Here is a 22,821-nt window from a genome sequence, read left to right on the forward strand (position 1 = left end):
CACTGCTAAAATTAAATTCAAAATACAAACCGGCACTGAAATACAGAAAACAGACTATTGTGATTAATTTAAAAGGGTTTGTATTGAATCATTATAAATATTTGATTATGAGATATATTATCATCTGCTAATACTGAGAAATAATTATTTGGTGTTTTTATGAATATTTAATAATGTAACGCTGAAGGATATTTTTCAAATTTCTTTTTTGCCATTTCGCGACAAGAATAAAGTTCGGGACTTTTATAAGATATTCCTTTTGTTTAAATTTAAATGTCAGCTTGCCTCTGATAAAGCCTGATTTGAAGCTTAGTTCAGAAACTTCTGTCATAGGAATAACAGTAATTGCATCTGTTAAATTTGTATTCAAGGTTAAACCAATCAGAATTATTTTTTCTGCATTAAAATAAATAAGCAGATGTTTAATAAATAATCCAGAAAATTCAGTTATTACAATCTTTAGCCATAATTTTGCATCTATTGATCCATACAATATTGATGAACTGTCGAATTTTGGTAATTTGTGCTCTTCAAAATATGCTTCGATATTTTCTAACTTTAAACCATTACTCATATAAGATATCCATAATTTTTAAGAAATTCAAAATTTTTTTAATCCTGTCAATATAATAAATATATTTTAGTTTATCCACAATCATAATACCTGATATTGTTTTCCCCGGTTTTTATCCATGTATCTGTCAGTGTATGCGATAAGATGAATAAATACACATTATTCCTGTGATTATTGGGATGGTGTTGCACATAAACTGTGGATAAGTAATTTATAGCCTTGTTATATATAAATTAAATTTAACTGCCTATTTTTTAAGCAGCAAATTATAACTGAATCAATTTTCCTTAATTCCAATGCATAAACTGCACTGACAATATCTGTTTGCAGACAGCAGCATAGCCCTTATATCTATAACAGAAATAGCTGCTAGTACATATTAAATTCAGTATTACTTGTTGAGCTTGTTGATTATTTTGAAATGCTGATAAGTTTCCACCGTTATGATGTTAATCGGAATGGTTTTCCGAAAAGCTGATTATCTTTATCATAAAAAACCAGTAAACGCTGAAATCAGTGATAATTAAATTTTATATTCATTTCCGGATTTGAATTTGATTTATATAACGGAATATTGAACATTGATTACTGCTATTGATAATGGCTTTGATTTATTCCTTATTATATTATTTGAAATTATTATAACAACACTCCCTTATTAAAGAGGGATGCTATGATTAAATTACTTTTTTGCTTTATCAATTCATTTATTTTACTTTTTCCACTTATCTCCAACGCTTCAGAACATATTGGTTTTAAGCGAATTCACTATGATATACAAGATGGAAAGCCACTAGATATTGCTGTTTGGTATGCTACTAATAATAAGCAAAATTCAATAACTATAGCTGATAATGCTATTTTTGATGGTTCTGAAGTTATTGCTGATGCGGTACCGGAAGTAAAGAATACTAAATCGCCATTAATTTTACTTTCACATGGTTACGGTGGGAGCTGGCGAAATTTAAGCTGGCTTGCACATGCATTAGCTGCAAAGGGATATATTGTTGCAGCTCCTAATCATCCGGGGACAACTGGATTTGATCAGAATACTGAGCAGTCAGCCAAACTATGGTTACGGCCGCAAGATTTAAGTAAAACTATTGATGCACTGGCTGAAAATCAAACATTCTCAAATTTCATTAATTTAAATCAGATTTCCGCTATAGGCCATTCGCTTGGTGGTTGGTCAGTAATTGCACTTTCCGGAGCCAGATTTGATACAGAGTCCTTTAAGAAAGATTGTAATAAATATTCATATTTAAAAGCTTGTCATTTGATATCTGAACTTGGTTTGGCAAATTCAGAGCTTAATAAGAATATGTCAGCCCCCAGGATAAAAGCATTCGTATCATTGGATGCTGGTTTGACAAGAGGGTTTACCATTGAAAGCTTACAAAAAATCAAAATACCATCTCTTATTATTGGTGCAGGAGTTGATATAGGTGATACAAATACACAACTTGAATCGGGTTATGTACAAGAATTTCTACCAAAATCGTCCTCAACTTATATTATTATTCCAGATGCAATGCATTTTAGTTTTATCCAAATTTGTAAATCTGATGCAATTGATATATTGAATCAAGAAAAAGAAGGAGACGGAATTATTTGTAAGGATGGCGGCAGTCGGGATAGAAGTGAGATTCATCGTGAAATTACTCATCTCATTGTTGATTTTTTATTTAAGACATTTTCAAATTATAAAAACTGATTTCAAAACTGCTTTAAATGATGCGGTTTCTTATTATTCTTATAATGGGTTATACCCCTAATAAATGATGTAATACTTCTATTTTACTACAAAAAAAGACTGCCTTACATGTAAGGCAGTCTTGAATACTCAATATTAACGATTAATTTTCAGCCGGTTTTGGTTCTTGCGGTGCCTTTTCAAGCAAAGCTTTGATTGACAGGCGTACACGGCCGCGATCATCAATTTCCAACGCTTTTACTTTAACCTGCTGACCAATTTGCAGATAATCACTTACATTTTTCACACGATCATGTGAAATCTGGCTGATGTGTACCAAGCCGTCTTTACCCGGCATAACTGATACGATAGCACCAACATTGTTATCCAGAATCTTGATTACTGTGCCTTCGTATACTTTACCCACTTCTACTTCAGCAGTAATTTCTTCAATACGGCGTTTGGCCGCTTCTCCTGCTTCACTGGTGCTGGCAGCAATGGTAATTGTACCATCTTCGGCAATATTAATTTCAGTACCGGTTTCTGCGGTTAATGCACGGATGGTTTCACCGCCTTTACCAATAACATCACGAATTTTGTCCTGATGGATTTTCATGGTAAATAAACGTGGTGCATGTGCAGATAACTCTTGCGGACCTTCTACTGCTTCCTGCATTTGTCCGAGAATATTCAAACGAGCTTCTTTCGCCTGAGCCAGTGCAATCTGCATGATTTCCTTGGTAATTCCCTGAATTTTGATATCCATTTGCAGAGCAGTCACACCTGTAGTGGTGCCGGCAACTTTAAAGTCCATATCACCAAGGTGGTCTTCATCGCCCAGAATATCAGTCAGTACAGCAAATTTATTGCCATCCAGGATTAAACCCATGGCTATACCGGCAACATGGCTTTTCAGAGGAACGCCAGCATTCAGCAGACTCAGACATCCGGCACATACACTGGCCATGGAAGAAGAACCATTGGATTCAGTAATTTCAGACACCACACGCATGGTGTAGCTGAAATCTTCAACATCAGGCAATACTGCCAGCAGTGCGCGTTTTGCCAGACGGCCGTGCCCGATTTCACGGCGTTTTGGTGCACCCATACGGCCTACTTCACCGGTTGAGTATGGCGGGAAGTTGTAATGCAGCATAAAGCGGTCGGTATATTCACCACTCAGAGCATCGATAATCTGTTCATCACGCTGGGTGCCCAGTGTTGCTGTAGCCAGTGACTGAGTTTCACCACGGGTAAATAAGGCAGAACCATGTGTACGCGGTAATACGCCGGTCCGGATATTAATAGGTCGAACAGTACGGGTATCACGGCCGTCAATACGCGGCTGACCTTCCAGAATCTGGCCACGAACTACTTCTTTTTCCAGATCTTTGAAAATACCGCGAATCTGGTTAGCCAGTAAGGTATCAGTTTCTTCGGTAATCAAAGCCGCTTCAACAGCAGACCATGCTTCATCTAGTTTTGCTGTACGGGCTTGTTTTTGCTTGATTTTGAATGCTTCATCAATTGTTGCACCAGCCAGCTCACGCACTTTGGCAATCAGGCTTTCATCAGCAACAGGAGCCTGCCAGTCCCACATTTCCGGATTAACTTCATCAGCAAATTCATTGATGGCACGGATGGCTGCCTGCATTTGTTCATGACCGAATACTACTGCACCCAGCATGGTTTCTTCAGACAGTACATCTGCTTCAGATTCCACCATCAATACGGCTTTTTCTGTACCAGCAACAACTAAATCCAGTTGTGACTGAGCCAGCTGAGTTTTAGTCGGATTAAGAACATATTCACCATTGACATAGCCGACACGGGCTGCACCAATCGGACCGGCAAAAGGAACACCTGTTAGTAGTAGTGCAGCTGAAGCACCTAGCATAGCCGGAATATCTGAATCAATTTCCGGATCAACTGATACTACCATGGCAACTATCTGAATATCGTTGTAGAAACCTTCCGGAAATAAAGGACGAATCGGACGGTCAATCAGGCGGCTGGTAAGGATTTCTTTTTCACTCTGTTTGCCTTCCCGCTTAAAAAATCCGCCCGGAATTTTACCGGCTGCATAGGTGCGTTCCAGATAGTCTACGGTCAGCGGAAAGAAATCCTGACCAGGTTTGACTTCTTTAGCAGCTGTAACGGCTACCAGTACCACAGTATCGCCCATGGAAATTTTTACTGCACCGGCTGCCTGACGGGCAATTTCACCAGTTTCCAAAGTAACTGTCTGATTGCCGTATTGAAAGGTTTTAATGTGTTTATTAAACATATTGTTTTTCCATTCTAATTTTTTGCAGATACCGCACCTGCTAAAAAACCTAACAATGTACACGTAACTGGCATATACATAGGTAGGGTTTCTGGCCGGGCGTGATTTGCAAAATGATTATTAATGAGGTTTTAATCAAGCCTGTAACAGGCTATAAATACATTTTGTATTATGGTCAAATTCTAACATATATTTTTTACCTTATCGCAAACTCAATGACTGTCCCGACGCTGGTTAAGCTCAGGATATGCATTTTTGGTCTTTTTCAATCTGCCATAAAAATATTTCTATTGACCGTATATTTTTTCTTTACCAAAAATCATTAATATTAAAACTATTTACTTGTATGTTAGAATTGATTTTACTAATGTAAATTACCATATTGGTTCAACCGGATCTGGCTGTACCTGTATTATTGAGGACAAAGTAATGTCTGAATTTTTATATAAAAAACCAACTGACAGTGATGTACTGTTATCTGTAGTGATGCATCCGGAAGATACCAACGCAAACAATACTATTTTCGGCGGACGTATTCTGGCTTTAATGGATCAGGCCGCGTATGCATGCGCCTGTAAACACTCACGTTCTGTAACGGTAACAGCAGCTATTAATACTGTTAATTTCCGTACGCCAATTTATGTAGGTGATTTGGTCTCAATTAAAGCACGGGTCAATTATGTAGGTAAATCGTCCATGATGATTGGTATTCGTGTAGAAGCGGAAAATCTGCTTACCGGAGAAATTCGTCATAGTAATTCAAGTTATTTCACCATGGTCGCCATTGATTCTGCCACTGGTAAACCACAGTCGGTACCCGGTCTGATTCTGGAAACATCCAATGAAGTACGCCGTTTTGTACGCTCATATACTCGCAAGATAGAACAGCAGGAAGCTTTGAAAGAATTTCAGGCAAAAGCTTTTCATTTAAATAAGGATCATCTGGACTGGTGTCAGACACAGAATGCGCGTTTAAATCCGGATTTATATAACGAAATAGGATAATCAAATATTGCCTGAATGGTTTTAGTTTGATGTATAAAAAAGCCGCCTCTTTTAAAAGGCGGCTTTTTTTCAGATGGAGAATGCTTATTTACGCAGACCCAGACGTGCAATCAATTCGCGGTAGGTATCCGGTTTAGTGCGGCGGATGTACGCCAGCAAACGACGACGGGAGCTAACCATTTTCAACAGACCACGACGGCTGTGATGGTCTTTCGGGTTAGCTTTAAAGTGACCAGTCAGATCATTAATACGGAAAGTCAATAACGCGATTTGTACTTCAGAAGAACCAGTGTCCCCTTCGGCACGTTGATAATCTTTAATAATTTGTGCTTTTTGTTCAACAGATAACATGTAATTTACTCTTAAAAAAAGCCTTACGGCAGACAAGTTGGCCAAGCTAATATATGTCATTAACAAATACCAACTCCGGATACATATTTAACTGATATAAGCCGTATTCATCAGACGCAGCACTTTCAAACGCCTGCTGGCAGCCTGATATTGCACCAGCCCGATAAAGCGACCATCAACAGCATAAATACGCAAGGGGCACATTGTGCCATAATTTTGCTCAGAATGCACGGCTATACCATGCTGTAACTGCAAAATATCTTTATCATTCAGAGTGACAGCCGGAAAATGTTGTACGAGTACATCACAAGGTAAAAGCCAGTTATCCCGTGCTGTCTCATCCAGATTACTGATTGCTGCAAGTGAATGAGTCTGTTCAATGGTAAAGCCGGCAGTAGCAGTGCGGCGTAATGCAGTCAGATGCGCTACAGTTCCCATATGTTTGGCCATATCTTCAGCCAGAGTACGTATATACGTTCCCTTACTGCAACGCACACTGATGACCAGCCGCGGGAAAGTAAATTCAATAATATCTATCTGATAAATCGTTACCTGACGGCTTTTGCGTTCGATGGTGATACCCGCACGGGCATATTCATATAATGGCTTACCCTGATATTTAATAGCTGAATACATAGGTGGTGTCTGAGTAATTTCACCACTAAAAGCAGAAATGGCTGCCTGTACCTGCGCCAGTGTAATCACTGTATCGGCAGTGGCAACGATTTCACCTTCAGCATCACCTGTGCTGGTAGCCGCACCCAGCTGTAAAGTCGCTATATAAGCTTTATCTGCATCCAGAAGATACTGAGCAAATTTAGTTGCTTCTCCAAAGCATACGGGTAACAAACCTGTTGCCAGCGGATCCAGTACACCGGTATGCCCTGCTTTGGCCGCACCATATAAAAAGCGCGCCCGCTGCAAAGCACTGTTACTACTCATTCCGCTGTCTTTATCGAGTAACAGCACACCATTAAGAACGCGTTTGCGCCGGCTAGTCTGGGTATTCATGATGTTGTTTATCTAATTTCAGTTTCAGGGTCATTAGGCGAGCGCATCATAACATGCTTTATCCGGCCTATTCAGGATTAGTCGCTTTTTCGATCAGAAACAGGCTTGAGAACCAGTACTGGCTTTTAAAATTATTGGTTCTGCCGATAACAGAATTTCGGACATCTATATTTTCAAACTTAAAAACTGACTATAAAAGCATCTTATCAGGATGCACACAGATGACATAATTACCAGATTTCACTATCAGTGAAATCTGCGAACCCAGATAGGTGTATAGATCAGATGTATATGCCGATAGTCATACTATTCCTGATTTCCAGCGATGTTTACCCATGTGACAGTTAATTTTGCATACTGTTTTATTGTCTTAATTTAGGTGTGCATGCCTCTATGCAGATTTTATGTTTTCTTACCTGAGCAGATCTGATTAGCAGGACAATAGCAAAAAAGAATCATTGAAATTTATTAAAATTTCTTATAAATATATGGTATTTTGCTGCAATTAAGTCTTACGCAGATGCTTTATTTAGAGTTACAATTATTTTATATACTAGTGCTGGTACTGCACTGATATATCTGTCAGAATAACTGGTAGAAAATAAATATTTTAATCCTGTTTTAAATGACATTTAATCGGTAATATGAGGTGCATATACACCTCTGAATAATTTTCTGTCATTTTTATTCAGGATTATATTTATACCGGTATCGATTTTATCCGGTAAATGATTTTCTGGTTGTACCGGTCTGTTTATCTGAGAACAGAAACTAACAGACTAAACACTTCTTCTTTACTGATGAAAAGGGTTCATTATGAAAGCAGCCGTAGTAACAAAAGACAAAAAAGTTGCCATCCAGGATAAAGCTGTACGCCCGCTGAAAGCCAATGAAGCATTGCTGAAAATGGAATGCTGTGGCGTTTGCCATACCGACTTGCATGTAAAAAATGCGGATTTTGGTGACGTAACCGGTGTAACACTGGGACATGAAGGTATTGGAGTAGTAACTGCTGTAGGTGAAGATGTTACTTCTTTAAAAGTGGGTGACCGTGCCAGTGTTGCCTGGTTCTTTGAAGGCTGCGGACATTGTGAATATTGCAACAGTGGTCGCGAAACCTTCTGCCGTGAAGTTAAAAATGCCGGCTATACTGTAGACGGTGGTATGGCTGAAGAATGTATCGTTGTAGCAGATTATGCAGTTAAAGTACCAGACGGACTGAGTTCTGAAGCAGCCAGCAGTATTACCTGTGCCGGTGTGACAACCTACAAGGCAATCAAAGTATCACACATCCAGCCGGGTCAGTGGATTGCGATTTATGGCCTTGGTGGCTTAGGTAATCTGGCGTTGCAGTATGCCAAAAACGTGTTTAATGCTAAAGTAATTGCTATTGATGTCAATGAAAAACAACTTGAGCTGGCACGCGAAATGGGCGCAGATATGACTCTGAACCCTGCTAAAGAAAAAGTAGAAGAAATCATTCAGGAAAAAGTAGGTGGTGCTTACGCTGCTGTGGTTACAGCTGTAGCTAAATCTGCTTTCAATTCAGCCGTAGCCTCTGTACGTGCCGGCGGACGTATTGTTGCTGTAGCCTTGCCAGTTGACACTATGGATCTGAATATTCCGCGTCTGGTTCTGGATGGTATTGAAGTGGTAGGTTCACTGGTAGGTACACGTGAAGATTTGCGTGAAGCATTCCAGTTTGGTGCAGAAGGTAAAGTAGTACCAAAAGTAACTATGCGCCCTCTGGAAGATATCAATGATATTTTCGATGAAATGACTGCCGGTAAGTTTACTGGTCGTATGGTAATCGACTTTAAAAATGCCTGATATCTGTTAGGCAGTTTAAAAAAGCCATAGTTTGACTATGGCTTTTTTGTTGTCCGGAAAATAATTAGCAGGCTTCGCCCACCTGAACACCATTGAGAGTATCCTGAGCAGAGGCCAGACTGGCAACCAGTTGCTGAGCTGCCTGAAATTCAGGTGTCTGCATAGTAGCAACGTATTCTGTTGCACTCCCCTTACCGGCAATCATCTGCCAGCGCTGTGCCAGCCGGCTGATATCCGGCCAGACAAAATCGGTCAGCAGATTATCTACCCAGTCTGGTTTATTACATACCAGAGCAATATCACAGCCGGCACCAAAAGCCTGCGCTGTACGTGCATGGATATCACCGGCACAGCTGGCTCCTTCCATAGTTAAATCATCAGAGAAAATCACCCCATCAAACTGCATTTTATCGCGCAAAACACCCCCCAGCCAGATAGTGGAGAATCCTGCCGGTTCTGTCGGATCAACTTTAGGATATACCACATGTGCGGGCATGAGTGCCGGCATACCATTATGAATTAAATCTTTAAATGGCTGAATATCATCAGCCCACAATTCTTCCCAGCTGCGGTTATCTTCCGGTAAGGTAAGATGGCTATCACCACTGACGGCTCCATGTCCGGGAAAATGTTTGCCACAGCAAGCCATACCACCACGAGCCAGACCACGTTGCAAAGCTATTGCCAGAGAGCTGACTACAGCCGGCTGCTGATGAAAACTGCGATTACCAATAACAGCACATTCACCCCAGTCCAAATCCAGAACAGGCGTAAATGATAAATCTATGCCACAGGCACGTAATTCAGTAGCCAGCACCCAGCCTACTGTTTCGGCCATTTTGTCGGCCATTGCTGCACCATGCTGCTCCCAGCACTGTCCCAGAGTACGCATGGCCGGCAATCGGGTAAATTCGGGAATAAAGCGCTGTACCCGCCCGCCTTCATGATCAACAGCGACAATAAGTTCCGGTGTTCTTAATGTTTTAATTTCAGCAACCAGCTCGGTTAACTGAGCACGGGATTGATAATTGCGCCGGAACAGAATCACGCCACCAATGGCCGGATGACATAAACGTTCACGTTCAATATCACTTAACCTGAACTCTGCCACATCAGCCATAACCGGACCACGTGCTAATGCTTTGGGATGTACTGACAACATAAATTATTCCAAAATTTTTCTGAATGAATCGCGCGGTCTGACCTGAAAGTGATCCATCATTAACAATGGAACAATTAAAAAAACCTGCATAATGGTGTAAACGACCTGTGCGATTAACTGATAACCCAACTAGAACATATCCAAAAGACAATATCTTTATAAAAAAATTACGGCAACATCATAGCAATAAACAAGGTATTGTTTGCACGCCTGATTAACAGAGGTACATTTTTTCCACTGGCTGCTACTGCATTATCAAAATCTTTTTCATCATGTACCAGTTTCTGACCAACGGCGATAATAATATCGCCACGACGTAAATCTACCTGTGCAGCCAGCCCGCTGATGTCTTCAATAATCAGCCCCTGAGCTGTTGCCCTCAATACCAGACCGAGACGGTGTTCGGCAAAACTGGTTCCGTCAGTTGGCATAATGGTACTACTGGCAGAACTGGCCGGATTAGCTACAGCCGGAGACACATTATCCAGCGTTACCCTGATTTCTTCTTTTTGACCTTTACGCCAGATACCCAGAACGATTTGCTTACCTGGTGGCAGTAAACCAACTTTCACCGGCAAATCGCTTGAATTCTTTAGCTCATCGCCATTCACACTTTGTACGATATCACCGGATAATAAGCCTGCTTTAGCTGCCGGTCCGCCGGCAACAACTTGAGTAATCAGCGCACCATTAGCTTTATCCAGACCAAAAGATTTGGCCAGATTATAGTTGACTTCCTGAATAACTACTCCAAGCCGGCCTCGCTGTACCTTACCAGATGTTTTCAATTGTTCGGCTACATTCATGGCCACATCAATCGGAATGGCAAAAGAAATACCCATAAAGCCACCACTGCGGCTGTATATCTGTGAGTTAATTCCTACTACCTGTCCCTTAAGATTAAATAATGGTCCACCTGAATTTCCGGGATTAATAGCCACATCAGTCTGGATAAACGGCGTATAGTTTTCTTCCGGCAGACTGCGTCCTTTGGCTGAAACGATGCCGGCAGTCACACTATTATCAAAACCAAACGGCGCACCAATGGCCGCTACCCATTCTCCGACTTTTAATTCTTCAGGATTACCCAGTTCTACAACCGGTAATTCATCGGCATTGATTTTTAATAATGCAACATCAGACTGAGCATCAGCACCAATCAGTTTTGCCTGAAATTCACGTTTGTCATTCAGTAAAACCTTAATATTATTCATACCGTTGACTACATGAGTGTTGGTAAGAATATAACCATCCTTACTGATAATAAAACCTGAACCAAAATTATATTCATCATCATTTGCCTGCGGGGTTTGCGGTACATTTGGCAAAAGGCGTTTGAAGTATTCGTAAAACGGATCATTGTCAGGCAAAGCATCCGGACCGGCTTCATTATCGATATTACGGTTATTGCGTGTAGCCTGAATATTGACTACTGCCGGACCTTGCTGGTCGACCAGCCGGGTAAAATCGGGCAACAACATAGCTACCTGATTGCTGTTCCCATCAGTACCGGCAGGTATTTCCTTCACAAAACCCTGACCGTCCTTATTTTTGCCAAACCATTGTTCCAGCCTGTCACAACCTGCTACTAACAACACTGACAAAATTGCCGTCAACATATATTTGCGATTTATCCGCATCCACTTCCCTAACTTTTTTGTTTTCTTACACAAGCAAAGATTAATAATATTGTAACGAAAAGAGGCGTTAAGTTACACAATCAGACGGTTAAAGTCGTCTTTGCCGGGTACTCACACAAATCATTTATCAGACATTGCTCACACAGCGGTTTACGCGCTTTACATATGTAACGTCCGTGTAAAATAAGCCAGTGATGTGCATTAAGTCTGAACTGTTTCGGCACTACCTGCATTAATTTATCCTCAACTTCACGTACCGTTTTACCCGGTGCCAGACCAGTACGATTACATACCCGGAAAATATGCGTATCTACTGCAATCGTTGGATGACCAAAAGCTGTATTCAGCACAACATTAGCCGTTTTTCTCCCTACTCCCGGCAATGCCTCCAGCTCTTCTCTGGTTTGCGGTACATCTCCGTTATACAGCTGCACCAGAATCCGGCAAGTTTCCATCACATGTTTGGCTTTGGTTTTATATAAACCGATGGTCCGAATACACTCCATAACTTTATCTATTCCTAACTCCAGCATAGCTTGTGCCGTGGGTGCCATTCGGAATAAATGTATAGTGCATTTATTGACAGAAACATCCGTTGCCTGTGCCGAGAGCATAACAGCTATCAATAATTCAAATGGTGAATGATATATCAGCTCTGTAGTCGGATTCTGACAGACGGCCTGCAAACGAGTGAATATTTTCTTGCGCTTTTGTGCATTCATGAAATTAAACCATTATCGGTTTTTTTGTTGCTGACGAAACTGCCACGGTGCTATTGCACTGGCATTGTGCCATAAACCGAGACGATTTTGGCGCGCCTGTATCTGAGCACTTTGATAACGGCCAAAACCTAATCGATCCTGCTGCTTTTTAGCAATTGAGTCGTAATGCCATGCATATCCCTGCTGAACCATCCATAAGTTAATATCTGCATTATTCAATATAATCTGACCAACTTCACGCTGATACTGATCTATAGCAACCACATTGACATCAACATACTTACCCTCAATACGTGCTTTTAAGGCATCGCGACTGGCTATACCATAAGCTTGTTTGATTTCCGGCGCATCAATATTAGCCAGACGAACTTTATGCGTATGCCCATCCTTGTCTCTGATATGCACAGTATCTCCATCATGCACACTGTCAACATTACCTGAATAGCGTCCTTTACTGGCTACTGCCCATTTTTTTCCTCTTACAGGCGGCTTACCATTAAGCAAATCCTGTACAGAGCGCACAATACTGTCCGCTTTCTGTGTCCATTCCGCTAAAGGTGCAATTATACTTTCCGGCAACCACACTTTAGCGATTGTCAGAATAACAGCCACCCAGACCAGAATTTTACGCCAGTTAGTCAGAATTTTTTTTCTTTTATGCATTTATCAGAAAACCACATTGTTAAATATACCCGGCCTGAACAGAATAAATCACAGACAGTAAAATAAACCCTTAAAACAACAGCAGCCAGCTACCCTTTTTTCAGGTAACTGGCTGCGCAGATATTAATTAATTGTATTATTCAATACTTCTGCTGCAGCAAATTCAGACTCTGGCAGTTAATACCTTGACACCATTGCTGCAACCCAGCACCAGTAAATCAGCTGGATGGTGAGTAAACAAACCATTTTCTACTACACCGGGTATCTTATTAATGGCATCTTCCATTTTAATCGGCTCATCAAAGTTCAGATTAGCTACATCCAGAATCTGATTACCATGATCAGAAGTAAAACCCAGACGCAGTTCAGGCTCTCCACCAAGTTTCAGTAGCCGGCGCGCTACCAGTGAACGAGCATTGGGTGTCACTTCCACTGGTAACGATACATGACCAAGACGACTGGTATATTTACTTTCATCAGCAATACAAATGAATTTCTCAGCAGCACTGGCAACAATTTTTTCATTTAACAATGCACCGCCGCCACCTTTAATCATCTGCAATAAATGATTGATTTCATCAGCTCCATCAATGTACAGCGGTAAACCATTCACTTCATTGAGTGTTACTTCCGGAATACCAAATTTTTTCAAAGTTTCACTGGTCAGGGCAGATGTGGATACTGCACCTTTAATCTGCTTTTTACTTTGTGCCAGTGCCTCAATAAAAAAATACACGGTAGAACCGGTACCAATACCCAGATACTCGTTTTCATTGACATATTCAACAGCTTTTTGCGCTGCCTGACGTTTCAACTCATCCTGTGTGGCCATTCTACTGCTCCTTGATCAGCTTAACTTTAAGTACATTTCAAACAATAATTATTCCTGCACGAAATTATAACTGATGCCGCAACAGGATTAAACTGCCGTCAGCAATACGACTGCCTGAGCCTCAATAGCTTCTTTCCGCCCCAGATAGCCTAATTTTTCATTGGTTTTACCCTTAACATTTACTGCATCCACAGCTATATTCAAATCAGCTGCAATATTTATACGCATCTGATCTATATAAGGACGCAATTTCGGCTCCTGAGCAATAACCGTACTATCAACATTGACCACACGCCAGCCGGCAGCCCGAACGGCAGCACAGGCACCGCGTAACAGTACACGGCTATCGGCATCTTTATTTGCAGCAGCTGTATCTGGATAAAGCTTGCCAATATCACCTAAAGCGGCTGCACCCAGCAGTGCATCGGTAATCGCATGCAATAGCGCATCTGCATCAGAATGACCAAGCAAACCTTTATCAAAAGGAATTTTTACGCCGCCAAGTAACAATGGCCGCCCGCTAACGAGCTGATGCACATCATAACCCTGACCAATTCTTAAAGAACTCATTTAATGGTGTCCTGCTGTAAAAAATAGCTAGCCAGTAACGCATCCTGTGCACTGGTGAGTTTCAGATTGCGTATGTCCCCTGCTACCAGTAATGGAGCCAGACCAAGCGCCTCTACGGCAGAAGATTCATCTGTAATCACATCTAAATCTGCTTGTGCCAGTGCTCTGGCCAGAATACCGGTACGAAACATTTGTGGAGTCTGAGCCTGCCATAAACCTGCCCTGTTCACTGTCCGGCTTACCTGCTGTTGTTCATCTGCCTGTTTAAGCGTATCTGCTACGGGAAGCGCCAGTAACCCGCCTACTGCATGATCTTGCACAGCAGCTAATAAACGTTTTACAGAATCCGTACTCACACAGCAACGAGCGGCATCATGTACCAGTATCCAGTCGTTATCCTGTACATTAAAATATTTTTGCGCCTGCACAATCCCATTGCGCACAGTTTGCGCCCGCGTCGCTCCGCCACAACGCAGGATATGCACATCCGGCGGTAATAAATCTGCCGGATAGACAGCATCGATATATTCATCCTGTTCTGATACAACAATCAAAAACAGATCAATTGCACTGATTTGTGCCAGTCGCGACACTGTGTGCTGTAATACAGTCTGACCGGCTAAAGTAACATACTGTTTCGGACATTCTGCACCAAATCGTGCTCCGACACCCGCGGCAGGAATCAGCACTACATGCCGGGTCATACAGATTTATCTCCGTTATTTTCCTGCCATTTTCGCCACATACAGGGTTCACCAACTATTTTATCCAACGCCTGCAAATAAGCTTCATGTTCAGCCAGTTCTTCTGCACTGGGTTCCACTACTGTTAATCCAGTATGTTTTATCTGATATTTGCTTTCTGCAATCTGATTTTCACTGGCAGCAGCAGTGGCCATCAGTTCATCTACCAGACTGAACTGGCTTCGGGTCATGGCAAGATAAACTTCACCAAGTAATTCACAGTCAATCAGCGCACCATGCAGTACACGCTTACTGCGGTCTACTTCCAGCCGTGTACATAAAGCATCCAGCGAATTTTTCTGACCCGGATATTTATCACGAGCCATTTTGAGCGTATCAACTATCCCACTGGTAATCGTTTTAATTTTGGGCATACTCAGACGCTCAAACTCCATATCCAGAAAGCCTTCATCAAACACAGCATTATGAATAATCAGTTCGGCACCATGCAGGTAGTCGGCAATCTGCTGAGCCACACCGGCAAACACCGGTGCATTCATTTCCTGTAGCTTTTCCAGTGTAATTCCGTGTACTGCCACAGCTTCGTCTGGAATATCGCGCTCAGGATTAATATACAGATGCAGATTATTTCCGGTAAGGCGCCGGTCTACCATTTCTACACCGGCAAATTCAATCAGGCGATCACCATTGTTTGCATACAGTCCGGTGGTTTCAGTATCAAGAATAATTTGACGCATATTGATTCAATGCTTTATGCGGTTGAACACCGCTGACTTAAAACTCCGATAATACTAAAAAATCAACTCCGGTGCATAACAGCCGTCCGCACCGGTAAAACAAATTACTCAGCAGGCAAATCCAACAGATGACTATTACAAACTAATAGTCATCAAGCTGTTTTATCCGGATAAAACATTATTTTTTAGTATTTTTTGTCATAGTCTCTATTAACGGGTATATATACCACTATTTATTTTTCTTTTAAAAACAAAATTATAAATAAAATTCTCAGTTATTTTTGCAAATAATAATAACTATCATTTGCAATTAGAAAATAATTTGTTTATGATGCATCTATGTTCACGAAACGACACAAATATTCACAAATATTTTGCAGCCATTTCTGAACATACTCACAGATTTAAAATATATTGTTTTTGTTCAACAATTTATTTAGCACTTTTCTATTGGTAGTGGTTTGTGTTCCTTTTTGCGCCCCCTTTTTGAGGGGCGATTTTTTTTGTTAGTCATTAGTGTAATAAAAACAGAAAAATAATTCAATTATCAACTAACCTATAAAAAGCCGGCCTGTATATTTTCAAACAGGCCGGCTTGAATATTATTGCGGCTGATAGCGTCCGGCCATAGCCTGATAAATCAGATTCTCATTTTGCAGGACACTATAACGGTTGTTTAACACGTTTTGTGCCGAAGAATACTGTGTATTCAATGCATCCAGCCAGTCACTAAGCGGATTAGTACCGTATTGATAGCGGGCATGGTAGTAGCGACTGTTTTTTAAATCGTACTGGTATTTTTGTTCATTATTGGCCAGAGTATTGCGGCTAAGCGTGTATTGCCGGTAATAGCGTTCAACTTCATTAAGGGCCGTAGTCAGAGATTGTTCAAAAGTCAGTTTTGCACTTTCAAAATCTGCCTTAGCCTGCTTGTTCTGCCAATACAGAGTCTGCCAGTCGAGAAAAGGCAAATTTACATTAACACTTGCCGTACCGACAGGAAAATGTAAAGCAGAAGAAGCAGCCTCAGAACGCGAATTAACCGCACCATTCAGACTAATACTCGGATACCAGCTACGTTTAGTTGCCTGCTGACTGGAAAAAGCAGATTGCAAACGATATTCTGCCGCACGTAAATCAGGGCGATTAGCCAGTACAGACAATGGCACATTCAGATTCACTTCACTCAAATGAATCTGATTTAAAGATGTTGGCTGAATATCCGTTACCTCACCCGGACGCTGATTAAGTAAATTATGCAGATTCTGCAATACTTCCAGCCGGTTCTGCTGCAATGAGGTCAGATTATTCTCTGCGCTCAGTAATGATTGTTTGGCATTAGTGGCATTAATGCTGCTGACTTTACCTACCTGATACTGTGCCTGAGAGATTCTGGCAATCTGCCGGTATTGTTCAATACTGTCTTTGGTTAAACTGATTGCACCATCAATGTAGGCAAGATGAAAATAATTATCGACGACACTATTAATCAGTGAGAGTCTGCTGGCAGCCAGATCCTCTTCACTGGCCTGATATTTCCAGCGTGCCGCATTGGTATTGGCACGAATTTTCTGCCATACGTCCAGCTCATAACTTAATCCGAGCTGGCCGGTAAAATTACGGCTGGACACCCCGCCATGTTTCAAATCTTTGGAGCTGCTGGCGCCAAGAGAACCACTTGCATTCGGTACCAGGTCTACTGCTGTCAGACGGGCACTATAACGTGCTTTTTCAGCTGTCAGTGCTGCCTGACGCAAATCAACATTATTAGCCAGCGCAGTATTTACCAGCTGATTCAGAGTGTCATCATGGTAAATTTCCCACCAGTTAGCATTAACCTGATACTGCGCAGCAATTTCTGCACTGCTTAGCATTCCGGCTTTATGCATGCTTTGCTGCGGATAGGAACTATGCGTAGCACAGGCGGTTAACAGCAGACTCAGACTCAGCATCCATACTGCGCTGCGTTTTTTCACAAAATTATCTCTCATCATCGTAACTTTTTATTCTGACGCTTACTGCATTTATCAATGCAGTACAGCCATTTCCGCCAGATTGAAATTTCAGCATCAACACAATTAATCGCGTGACAGCGCGTCAATAGGATTAAGCTGCGATGCACGTTTTGCCGGCATAAAACCAAACAGCACACCAATTACACTTGAACAAAGTACAGCCATCACAATAGAAATTGTTGAGAATGACATAGCAAAATCTGTTGCCAGCAAATTAAACAGCATACTGATGGCAAACGAAAACAGTACACCTACCAACCCGCCAATCAGACAAATAAGCACCGCTTCAATCAGAAACTGTTCAAGAATATTGTGCTGACGTGCACCGATAGCCATGCGTATACCAATCTCCTTCACCCGCTCGGTTACTGATACCAGCATGATATTCATCACCCCGATACCGCCTACGACCAGAGATATCAGCGCAATACTTGATATCAGCAGAGTCATGGTGCCGGTAGTACTTTCAATTGTCTGCTTAATAGTGTCACTGTTACGGGTAAAAAAGTCCTCTGTACCATGACGTACTTTCAGTAATTCAATAATGCCTTTTTCTGCCGTTTGTGAATTGACATTATCTTTTACCTTCACTGTAACTGAAGTAATGTATTTAGAGCCGGAAATCCGGTTCATCAGCGTGGTATAAGGAGTAAACAGTTGTAAACTGTCACTGTCCGAAAAGCCGTTATTATTAGGTTCTGTTACTCCGATAATACGCAATGGCCGTTTATTAAACAGAATAACCTTTCCCAGCGGATTAGTACCATCTGCAAACAATTTATTTTTGGTATTGTCATCAATTACGACTACCTGACTGTTCTGAGTTACATCATCCTCATTAAACAGCCGGCCAAAAGCAAGCTTGATACCACGTACATCAAAATACTGGTCACCTACACCGTATAGCTGAGCTGAAAGAGACTGATTATCATAAGTCAGCGTACCACTGGTATTAACACCCGGAGTGACACTGTCAACATAGTCCTGTTGCTTCAGAACCTCTGCATCACCAACAGTCAGCGTTTTAATACGGGAAGAACGGCGATCCCCATATCCGTAACCCGGATATACGGAAACCGTGTTTGTGCCCATAGCATTGATGTTTTCAAGAATTTTTTCCTGCGACCCTCTTCCCAGTGCCACTACCGACACCACTGAAGCAATCCCGATAATAATGCCGAGCATCGTAAGAAACGAGCGCATCTTATGCGCCATAATCGCCTGAATAGACATCAGAAAAGATTCAAAAAACTGATCACGGTAAAAATGCCATGAATTATGCTCTTCAATACTCTCAATATTGCTGGGCGGAATATCTGTATTCTTACTGTGGTCGGCGATAATCCGTCCGTCACTAATTTCAATTACCCGGTTAGCATTAGCTGCAATCGTCGGATCATGTGTAACCATCACAATGGTATGACCGGCATCATGCAGTTTATGCAGGATTTCCATCACGTTTTTTCCGCTACCGGTATCAAGCGCACCTGTTGGCTCGTCTGCCAGAATAATTTCACCGCCGTTCATCAGCGCACGGGCAATACTTACCCGCTGCTGCTGACCACCGGACAGTTCACTGGGACGGTTTTCTTCCTTACCGGCAAGCCCGAGCTGAGCCAGCAACTCATCCGCCCGTTTCATTCGCTCACCGTATTCCATACCGGCATATACAGCCGGCAGGGCTACATTTTCACGTGCTGTTAATGTGCCGAGCAGGTTATAGCGCTGAAAAATAAAACCAAAGCTGCGACGGCGCAAAGCGGCCTGTTCATCTGCGGTCATAGCAGCAGTTTCTACGCCGTCAATTTTGTACGAACCGCTGGACGGCACATCCAGACAGCCAATGATGTTCATCAGGGTAGACTTACCCGAACCAGACTGACCGATAATAGCTACAAAATCACCTTTTTCTATGCTCAGATTAATATCTTTGAGCACCTGAACCCGGTTTTCACCAGTGCCGAACCAGCGATTGATTGCCTTAATTTCCAATAAACTCATGGCTTACATTCTCGGACCGCGCATTTTAGGTTCTTTGCTGACACCATTTTTGGCGTCTGCCTTGCTCAGCGCAGATAAAACTACCCGGTCACCCTCTTTCAGGCCTGATTTCACTTCTGTGCGCATACCGTCTGTAATACCAGTCTCAATCTGTTTTTCCTGAACCTGCTGATTATCGCCCAGCACCTTCACCACTTTTTTACCACGGTTATGCCTGATTGCCTGATTCGATACAGTCAGTACATTTTTAACAGATTTCACAAAAATATTATTCTGAGTAGTCATCCCGATGTGCAGTGTGCCATCATCATTCGGAACCAGAGCCCGGGCATAGTAATAAATAGCTGTATCAGTTGTATCCGTACTGGTGTCATAACTTCCCTGAGACATCTTGGTTAACCCCGGATCTACTGCTTCAAGAGTAGCTTTACGCACTTTGTTATTGTCCGCCAGTGTAGTAAAAGTTAAATGCATTCCTGCCTTAACCTTACTCATGTCGCCCTCGGCAATCTGCATTTTATTCAGCATTTTGCTTAAGTCAGCCAGCTGTACAATCGTTGGCGTATTCTGGCTGGAGTTCACAGTTTGTCCCTCTTCTACTGGAATGGATACAACTGTACCGTCCATCGGAGCAGTAATGCGGGTATAGCCTAAATCTGCTTCTGAAGTGTTAATGGCAATCTGTGTTTGCCGGATTTGTGACTTCAGCTCAGCCACGTTAGCCCGTGCTGCGGCCAGATTATCCTGAGCATTATCAAAATCTGCTTTAGAGGTAGCATCCTGCCCCATCAGCGCGCGTTCACGGTCAAATGCACGCTGCTTCATTTTCAATGCAATTTGAGCAGATACCAGCTGAGCACGATAAGTATCCAGCTTAGCTTTATTAGTGTTGAGGGTATTTAACTGGGTAGTGGAATCAATATCAGCAATCAAATCACCTTTTTTAACCTGCTGACCCAGTTTAACATACAGTTTTTTGATCTGGCCGGAAGCCTGAGCACCGACATCAACCAATTGTGCCGCCGCAATTTCTCCTGTGGCATTAACTGTCTGCATGATATCGCTGCGGCGAACATCATCTGTCACAAAATTCATCTGGTCTTTAGGTTTAAAAAACAGGCTCCATACAACAGCAGCCAGCACCACCACAACTAACAACCATACAAACCTTTTAACCCATTTTTTTTTCATTTGCTTAATAATCCGTATATCACTCAAATTTTGCTCTAATTAATAAATTTAATAAATAGCGGCAAAAGATTAAGATTGTAAAGGATGAAAACCATTCTCATCAATATATCATGTTAGTTATTAATATCTGATATCCATTATTAATTTATGAATATTAAATAATAATCCAAGCTCTTTATAAAATCATATATATTAAATCTTTGCTTGCTTAAAAAAATATAATGATAAAATTTTAAATGATTTCAACAAAATACACATTTTACTGATACTCAAATATGAATAAGAGTCTGAAAATATATTTAACTATTCATTAACTACAGAGTCGCTGCTCCATATCGAAATTCTGCTAATAAAAATATAGTAGTTATTAAGAAAAACCGCCACTACAAATACAGCAGAAAAATTAAAGGATTCCACTTTTTTAAGTATTTTTTAATAAAATTAATAAAATCAACATAAAAAATTATCTAAATAGAAATTAAAAAACTCCTCTTTTTATATGAACCGTTAAAACAAAATGACGAAACCTAATCTGAATATTCATATATGGCAAAATTAAGCAGGCAAACTACTTACTATTTATACTATTAAAACAAAAATGATTATTTTATAATATTTCATATTATTCTTTTGAATTCTTTACCTTTATTCGGCTTAATATTTTCTTTCCCACATAAAAAAACATTTATGTTTTGACAATGCACACACAACTGATTAAGCTGCGCAGCTTTGTACTGACAACATTGAAAAAAATAATAACTGTTTACAATTAAATCAATCATGTTCAGCAGATAATATCTGCATACTGGTTATTTTTCCGGCACATGAAAAAGCAGTTTGGAATAAGCAACAATGACTAATTCAACTACCCGCCGTGCAGTCTATGCCGGCAGCTTTGATCCCCCTACCAATGGTCACTTATGGATGATTCGTGAAGCACAACCATTATTTGATGAACTAATCGTCGCTATTGGTGTTAATCCGGAAAAAAACGCCACATATTCAGTTGAAGAGCGCAAAGAAATGCTTCAGGCTATCACGGCAAATTTTCCCAATGTTAAAATCTCCAGTTTTCAAAATCAGTATCTGGTTAATTATGCACGCAGTATTGGTGCAGATTTCATTATCCGCGGTATCCGTACCGCTTCTGATTATGAGTATGAGCGTTCCATGCGCCATATCAATCATGACTTACAGCCGGAAATTTCCACTATCTTCCTGATACCGCCGCGTGAATATGCCGAAGTATCATCAACCATGATAAAAGGCATGGTCGGACCGCAAAACTGGCAGGCCATGATTCGCCGTTATGTCCCTGATGCAGTTTATGAAAAAATTATGCAAGACCATATGTACACTGAGAATTGAACAGACAGAATGATCCGGGCAGTCGCAACCTGAGTGCCCGGTTCAGAGACTGATTTTGCATTAATCTTGATTCTTGACTAATAGGGTAGCTGATTATCAGCTACCCTATTATCCATCTGGTTTTAAAACAGAGGATTCAAAAAATTTTTCATATTCAACTTTACAGATACGAATTGAATATTCTTCGTACCATTGTTTGATATCCATCTTTTTCCCCTCTATGTGCAGCGTATGGTTTTTCCATTTATCAATAGCCTCTAGTGTTCGCCAGTATGAAACTGTAATACCGATTCCTTCTGCGTCTCTAACACTGTCCGCTCCTAAAAATCCTTCTATTTTTTCGGCTTCAATTAATAAATTTTGTGCCATCTCTAAGTAGCCAAAATCTCCCGGGCTGCGTTTAGAGGTAAAAATAACGGCGTAATAGGGTAATTCAAACACTTTACTGATCATTTAAAACCTTTT

General features: G+C 41.2%; 20 protein-coding genes. 4 read left to right on the plus strand and 16 right to left on the minus strand.

What is annotated here, in order from left to right; all coding sequences use genetic code 11:
* Positions 1-157: 157 nt before the first annotated feature.
* A complete protein-coding gene (locus H3U73_RS06030; RefSeq protein ID WP_078474351.1) occupies positions 158-574 on the minus strand; it encodes a hypothetical protein in 417 nt (138 codons plus the stop codon).
* A gap of 673 nt (positions 575-1,247) precedes the next feature.
* Here H3U73_RS06030 and H3U73_RS06035 point away from each other — a divergent pair.
* On the plus strand, positions 1,248-2,288 hold the full coding sequence (locus tag H3U73_RS06035) for an alpha/beta fold hydrolase (protein ID WP_084551788.1): 1,041 nt from the start codon (positions 1,248-1,250) through the stop codon (positions 2,286-2,288).
* A 142-nt stretch (positions 2,289-2,430) separates the two neighbouring features.
* Here the strand turns inward: H3U73_RS06035 and pnp are convergent, their stop codons facing one another.
* Complete coding sequence (gene pnp / locus H3U73_RS06040) at positions 2,431-4,554, minus strand: polyribonucleotide nucleotidyltransferase (protein WP_084551789.1); 2,124 nt, start codon at positions 4,552-4,554, stop codon at positions 2,431-2,433.
* Between the two features lie 429 nt (positions 4,555-4,983).
* Here pnp and H3U73_RS06045 point away from each other — a divergent pair, with 429 nt between their 5' ends.
* On the plus strand, positions 4,984-5,559 hold the full coding sequence (locus H3U73_RS06045) for an acyl-CoA thioesterase (protein WP_037391735.1): 576 nt from the start codon (positions 4,984-4,986) through the stop codon (positions 5,557-5,559).
* Between the two features lie 84 nt (positions 5,560-5,643).
* Here H3U73_RS06045 and rpsO read toward each other — a convergent pair whose 3' ends face one another.
* Both rpsO and truB read right to left on the minus strand, forming a co-directional pair.
* Positions 5,644-5,910, minus strand: coding sequence for a 30S ribosomal protein S15 (gene rpsO, locus H3U73_RS06050; RefSeq protein WP_025330297.1), 267 nt, complete (start codon positions 5,908-5,910; stop codon positions 5,644-5,646).
* A gap of 87 nt (positions 5,911-5,997) precedes the next feature.
* On the minus strand, positions 5,998-6,921 hold the full coding sequence (truB, locus tag H3U73_RS06055; protein ID WP_025330296.1) for a tRNA pseudouridine(55) synthase TruB: 924 nt from the start codon (positions 6,919-6,921) through the stop codon (positions 5,998-6,000).
* An 816-nt stretch (positions 6,922-7,737) separates the two neighbouring features.
* Here truB and adhP point away from each other — a divergent pair.
* A complete protein-coding gene (gene adhP / locus H3U73_RS06060) occupies positions 7,738-8,751 on the plus strand; it encodes an alcohol dehydrogenase AdhP (RefSeq protein ID WP_025330295.1) in 1,014 nt (337 codons plus the stop codon).
* Between the two features lie 64 nt (positions 8,752-8,815).
* Here the strand turns inward: adhP and nagZ are convergent, their stop codons facing one another.
* From nagZ to H3U73_RS06115, 11 genes are all read right to left on the minus strand, one after another.
* Positions 8,816-9,913, minus strand: coding sequence for a beta-N-acetylhexosaminidase (gene nagZ / locus H3U73_RS06065; RefSeq protein ID WP_084553997.1), 1,098 nt, complete (start codon positions 9,911-9,913; stop codon positions 8,816-8,818).
* Positions 9,914-10,080: 167 nt separating this feature from the next.
* Complete coding sequence (locus H3U73_RS06070; RefSeq protein ID WP_198190184.1) at positions 10,081-11,553, minus strand: DegQ family serine endoprotease; 1,473 nt, start codon at positions 11,551-11,553, stop codon at positions 10,081-10,083.
* A gap of 80 nt (positions 11,554-11,633) precedes the next feature.
* On the minus strand, positions 11,634-12,275 hold the full coding sequence (gene nth / locus H3U73_RS06075; RefSeq protein WP_198190185.1) for an endonuclease III: 642 nt from the start codon (positions 12,273-12,275) through the stop codon (positions 11,634-11,636).
* Positions 12,276-12,287: 12 nt separating this feature from the next.
* On the minus strand, positions 12,288-12,938 hold the full coding sequence (locus tag H3U73_RS06080) for a thermonuclease family protein (RefSeq protein ID WP_198190186.1): 651 nt from the start codon (positions 12,936-12,938) through the stop codon (positions 12,288-12,290).
* Between the two features lie 163 nt (positions 12,939-13,101).
* On the minus strand, positions 13,102-13,770 hold the full coding sequence (gene rpiA / locus H3U73_RS06085; RefSeq protein ID WP_198190187.1) for a ribose-5-phosphate isomerase RpiA: 669 nt from the start codon (positions 13,768-13,770) through the stop codon (positions 13,102-13,104).
* A gap of 87 nt (positions 13,771-13,857) precedes the next feature.
* A complete protein-coding gene (ispF, locus tag H3U73_RS06090; RefSeq protein ID WP_084553989.1) occupies positions 13,858-14,340 on the minus strand; it encodes a 2-C-methyl-D-erythritol 2,4-cyclodiphosphate synthase in 483 nt (160 codons plus the stop codon).
* The gene (gene ispD / locus H3U73_RS06095; protein WP_198190188.1) at positions 14,337-15,044 is read right to left on the minus strand and encodes a 2-C-methyl-D-erythritol 4-phosphate cytidylyltransferase; all 708 of its coding nucleotides are present in this window, start codon (positions 15,042-15,044) and stop codon (positions 14,337-14,339) included. Before ispD ends, ispF begins: the two co-directional genes overlap by 4 nt.
* Positions 15,041-15,781, minus strand: a complete 741-nt coding sequence (dnaQ, locus tag H3U73_RS06100; RefSeq protein WP_198190189.1) for a DNA polymerase III subunit epsilon — start codon at positions 15,779-15,781, stop codon at positions 15,041-15,043. Before dnaQ ends, ispD begins: the two co-directional genes overlap by 4 nt.
* A 602-nt stretch (positions 15,782-16,383) precedes the next feature.
* The gene (locus H3U73_RS06105; protein WP_370570143.1) at positions 16,384-17,757 is read right to left on the minus strand and encodes a TolC family protein; all 1,374 of its coding nucleotides are present in this window, start codon (positions 17,755-17,757) and stop codon (positions 16,384-16,386) included.
* A 102-nt stretch (positions 17,758-17,859) separates the two neighbouring features.
* On the minus strand, positions 17,860-19,797 hold the full coding sequence (locus tag H3U73_RS06110; protein WP_084551800.1) for a MacB family efflux pump subunit: 1,938 nt from the start codon (positions 19,795-19,797) through the stop codon (positions 17,860-17,862).
* Between the two features lie 3 nt (positions 19,798-19,800).
* A complete protein-coding gene (locus tag H3U73_RS06115; RefSeq protein ID WP_078474340.1) occupies positions 19,801-20,988 on the minus strand; it encodes an efflux RND transporter periplasmic adaptor subunit in 1,188 nt (395 codons plus the stop codon).
* 852 nt (positions 20,989-21,840) lie between these two features.
* Here H3U73_RS06115 and coaD point away from each other — a divergent pair.
* Positions 21,841-22,356, plus strand: a complete 516-nt coding sequence (gene coaD / locus H3U73_RS06120) for a pantetheine-phosphate adenylyltransferase (protein WP_025330283.1) — start codon at positions 21,841-21,843, stop codon at positions 22,354-22,356.
* A gap of 108 nt (positions 22,357-22,464) precedes the next feature.
* Here coaD and H3U73_RS06125 read toward each other — a convergent pair whose 3' ends face one another.
* On the minus strand, positions 22,465-22,809 hold the full coding sequence (locus tag H3U73_RS06125; protein ID WP_100125244.1) for an antibiotic biosynthesis monooxygenase: 345 nt from the start codon (positions 22,807-22,809) through the stop codon (positions 22,465-22,467).
* Positions 22,810-22,821 lie beyond the last annotated feature (12 nt).

The sequence above is a fragment of the Snodgrassella sp. W8124 genome (genome assembly GCF_016100875.1).
GTDB lineage: Bacteria > Pseudomonadota > Gammaproteobacteria > Burkholderiales > Neisseriaceae > Snodgrassella > Snodgrassella alvi.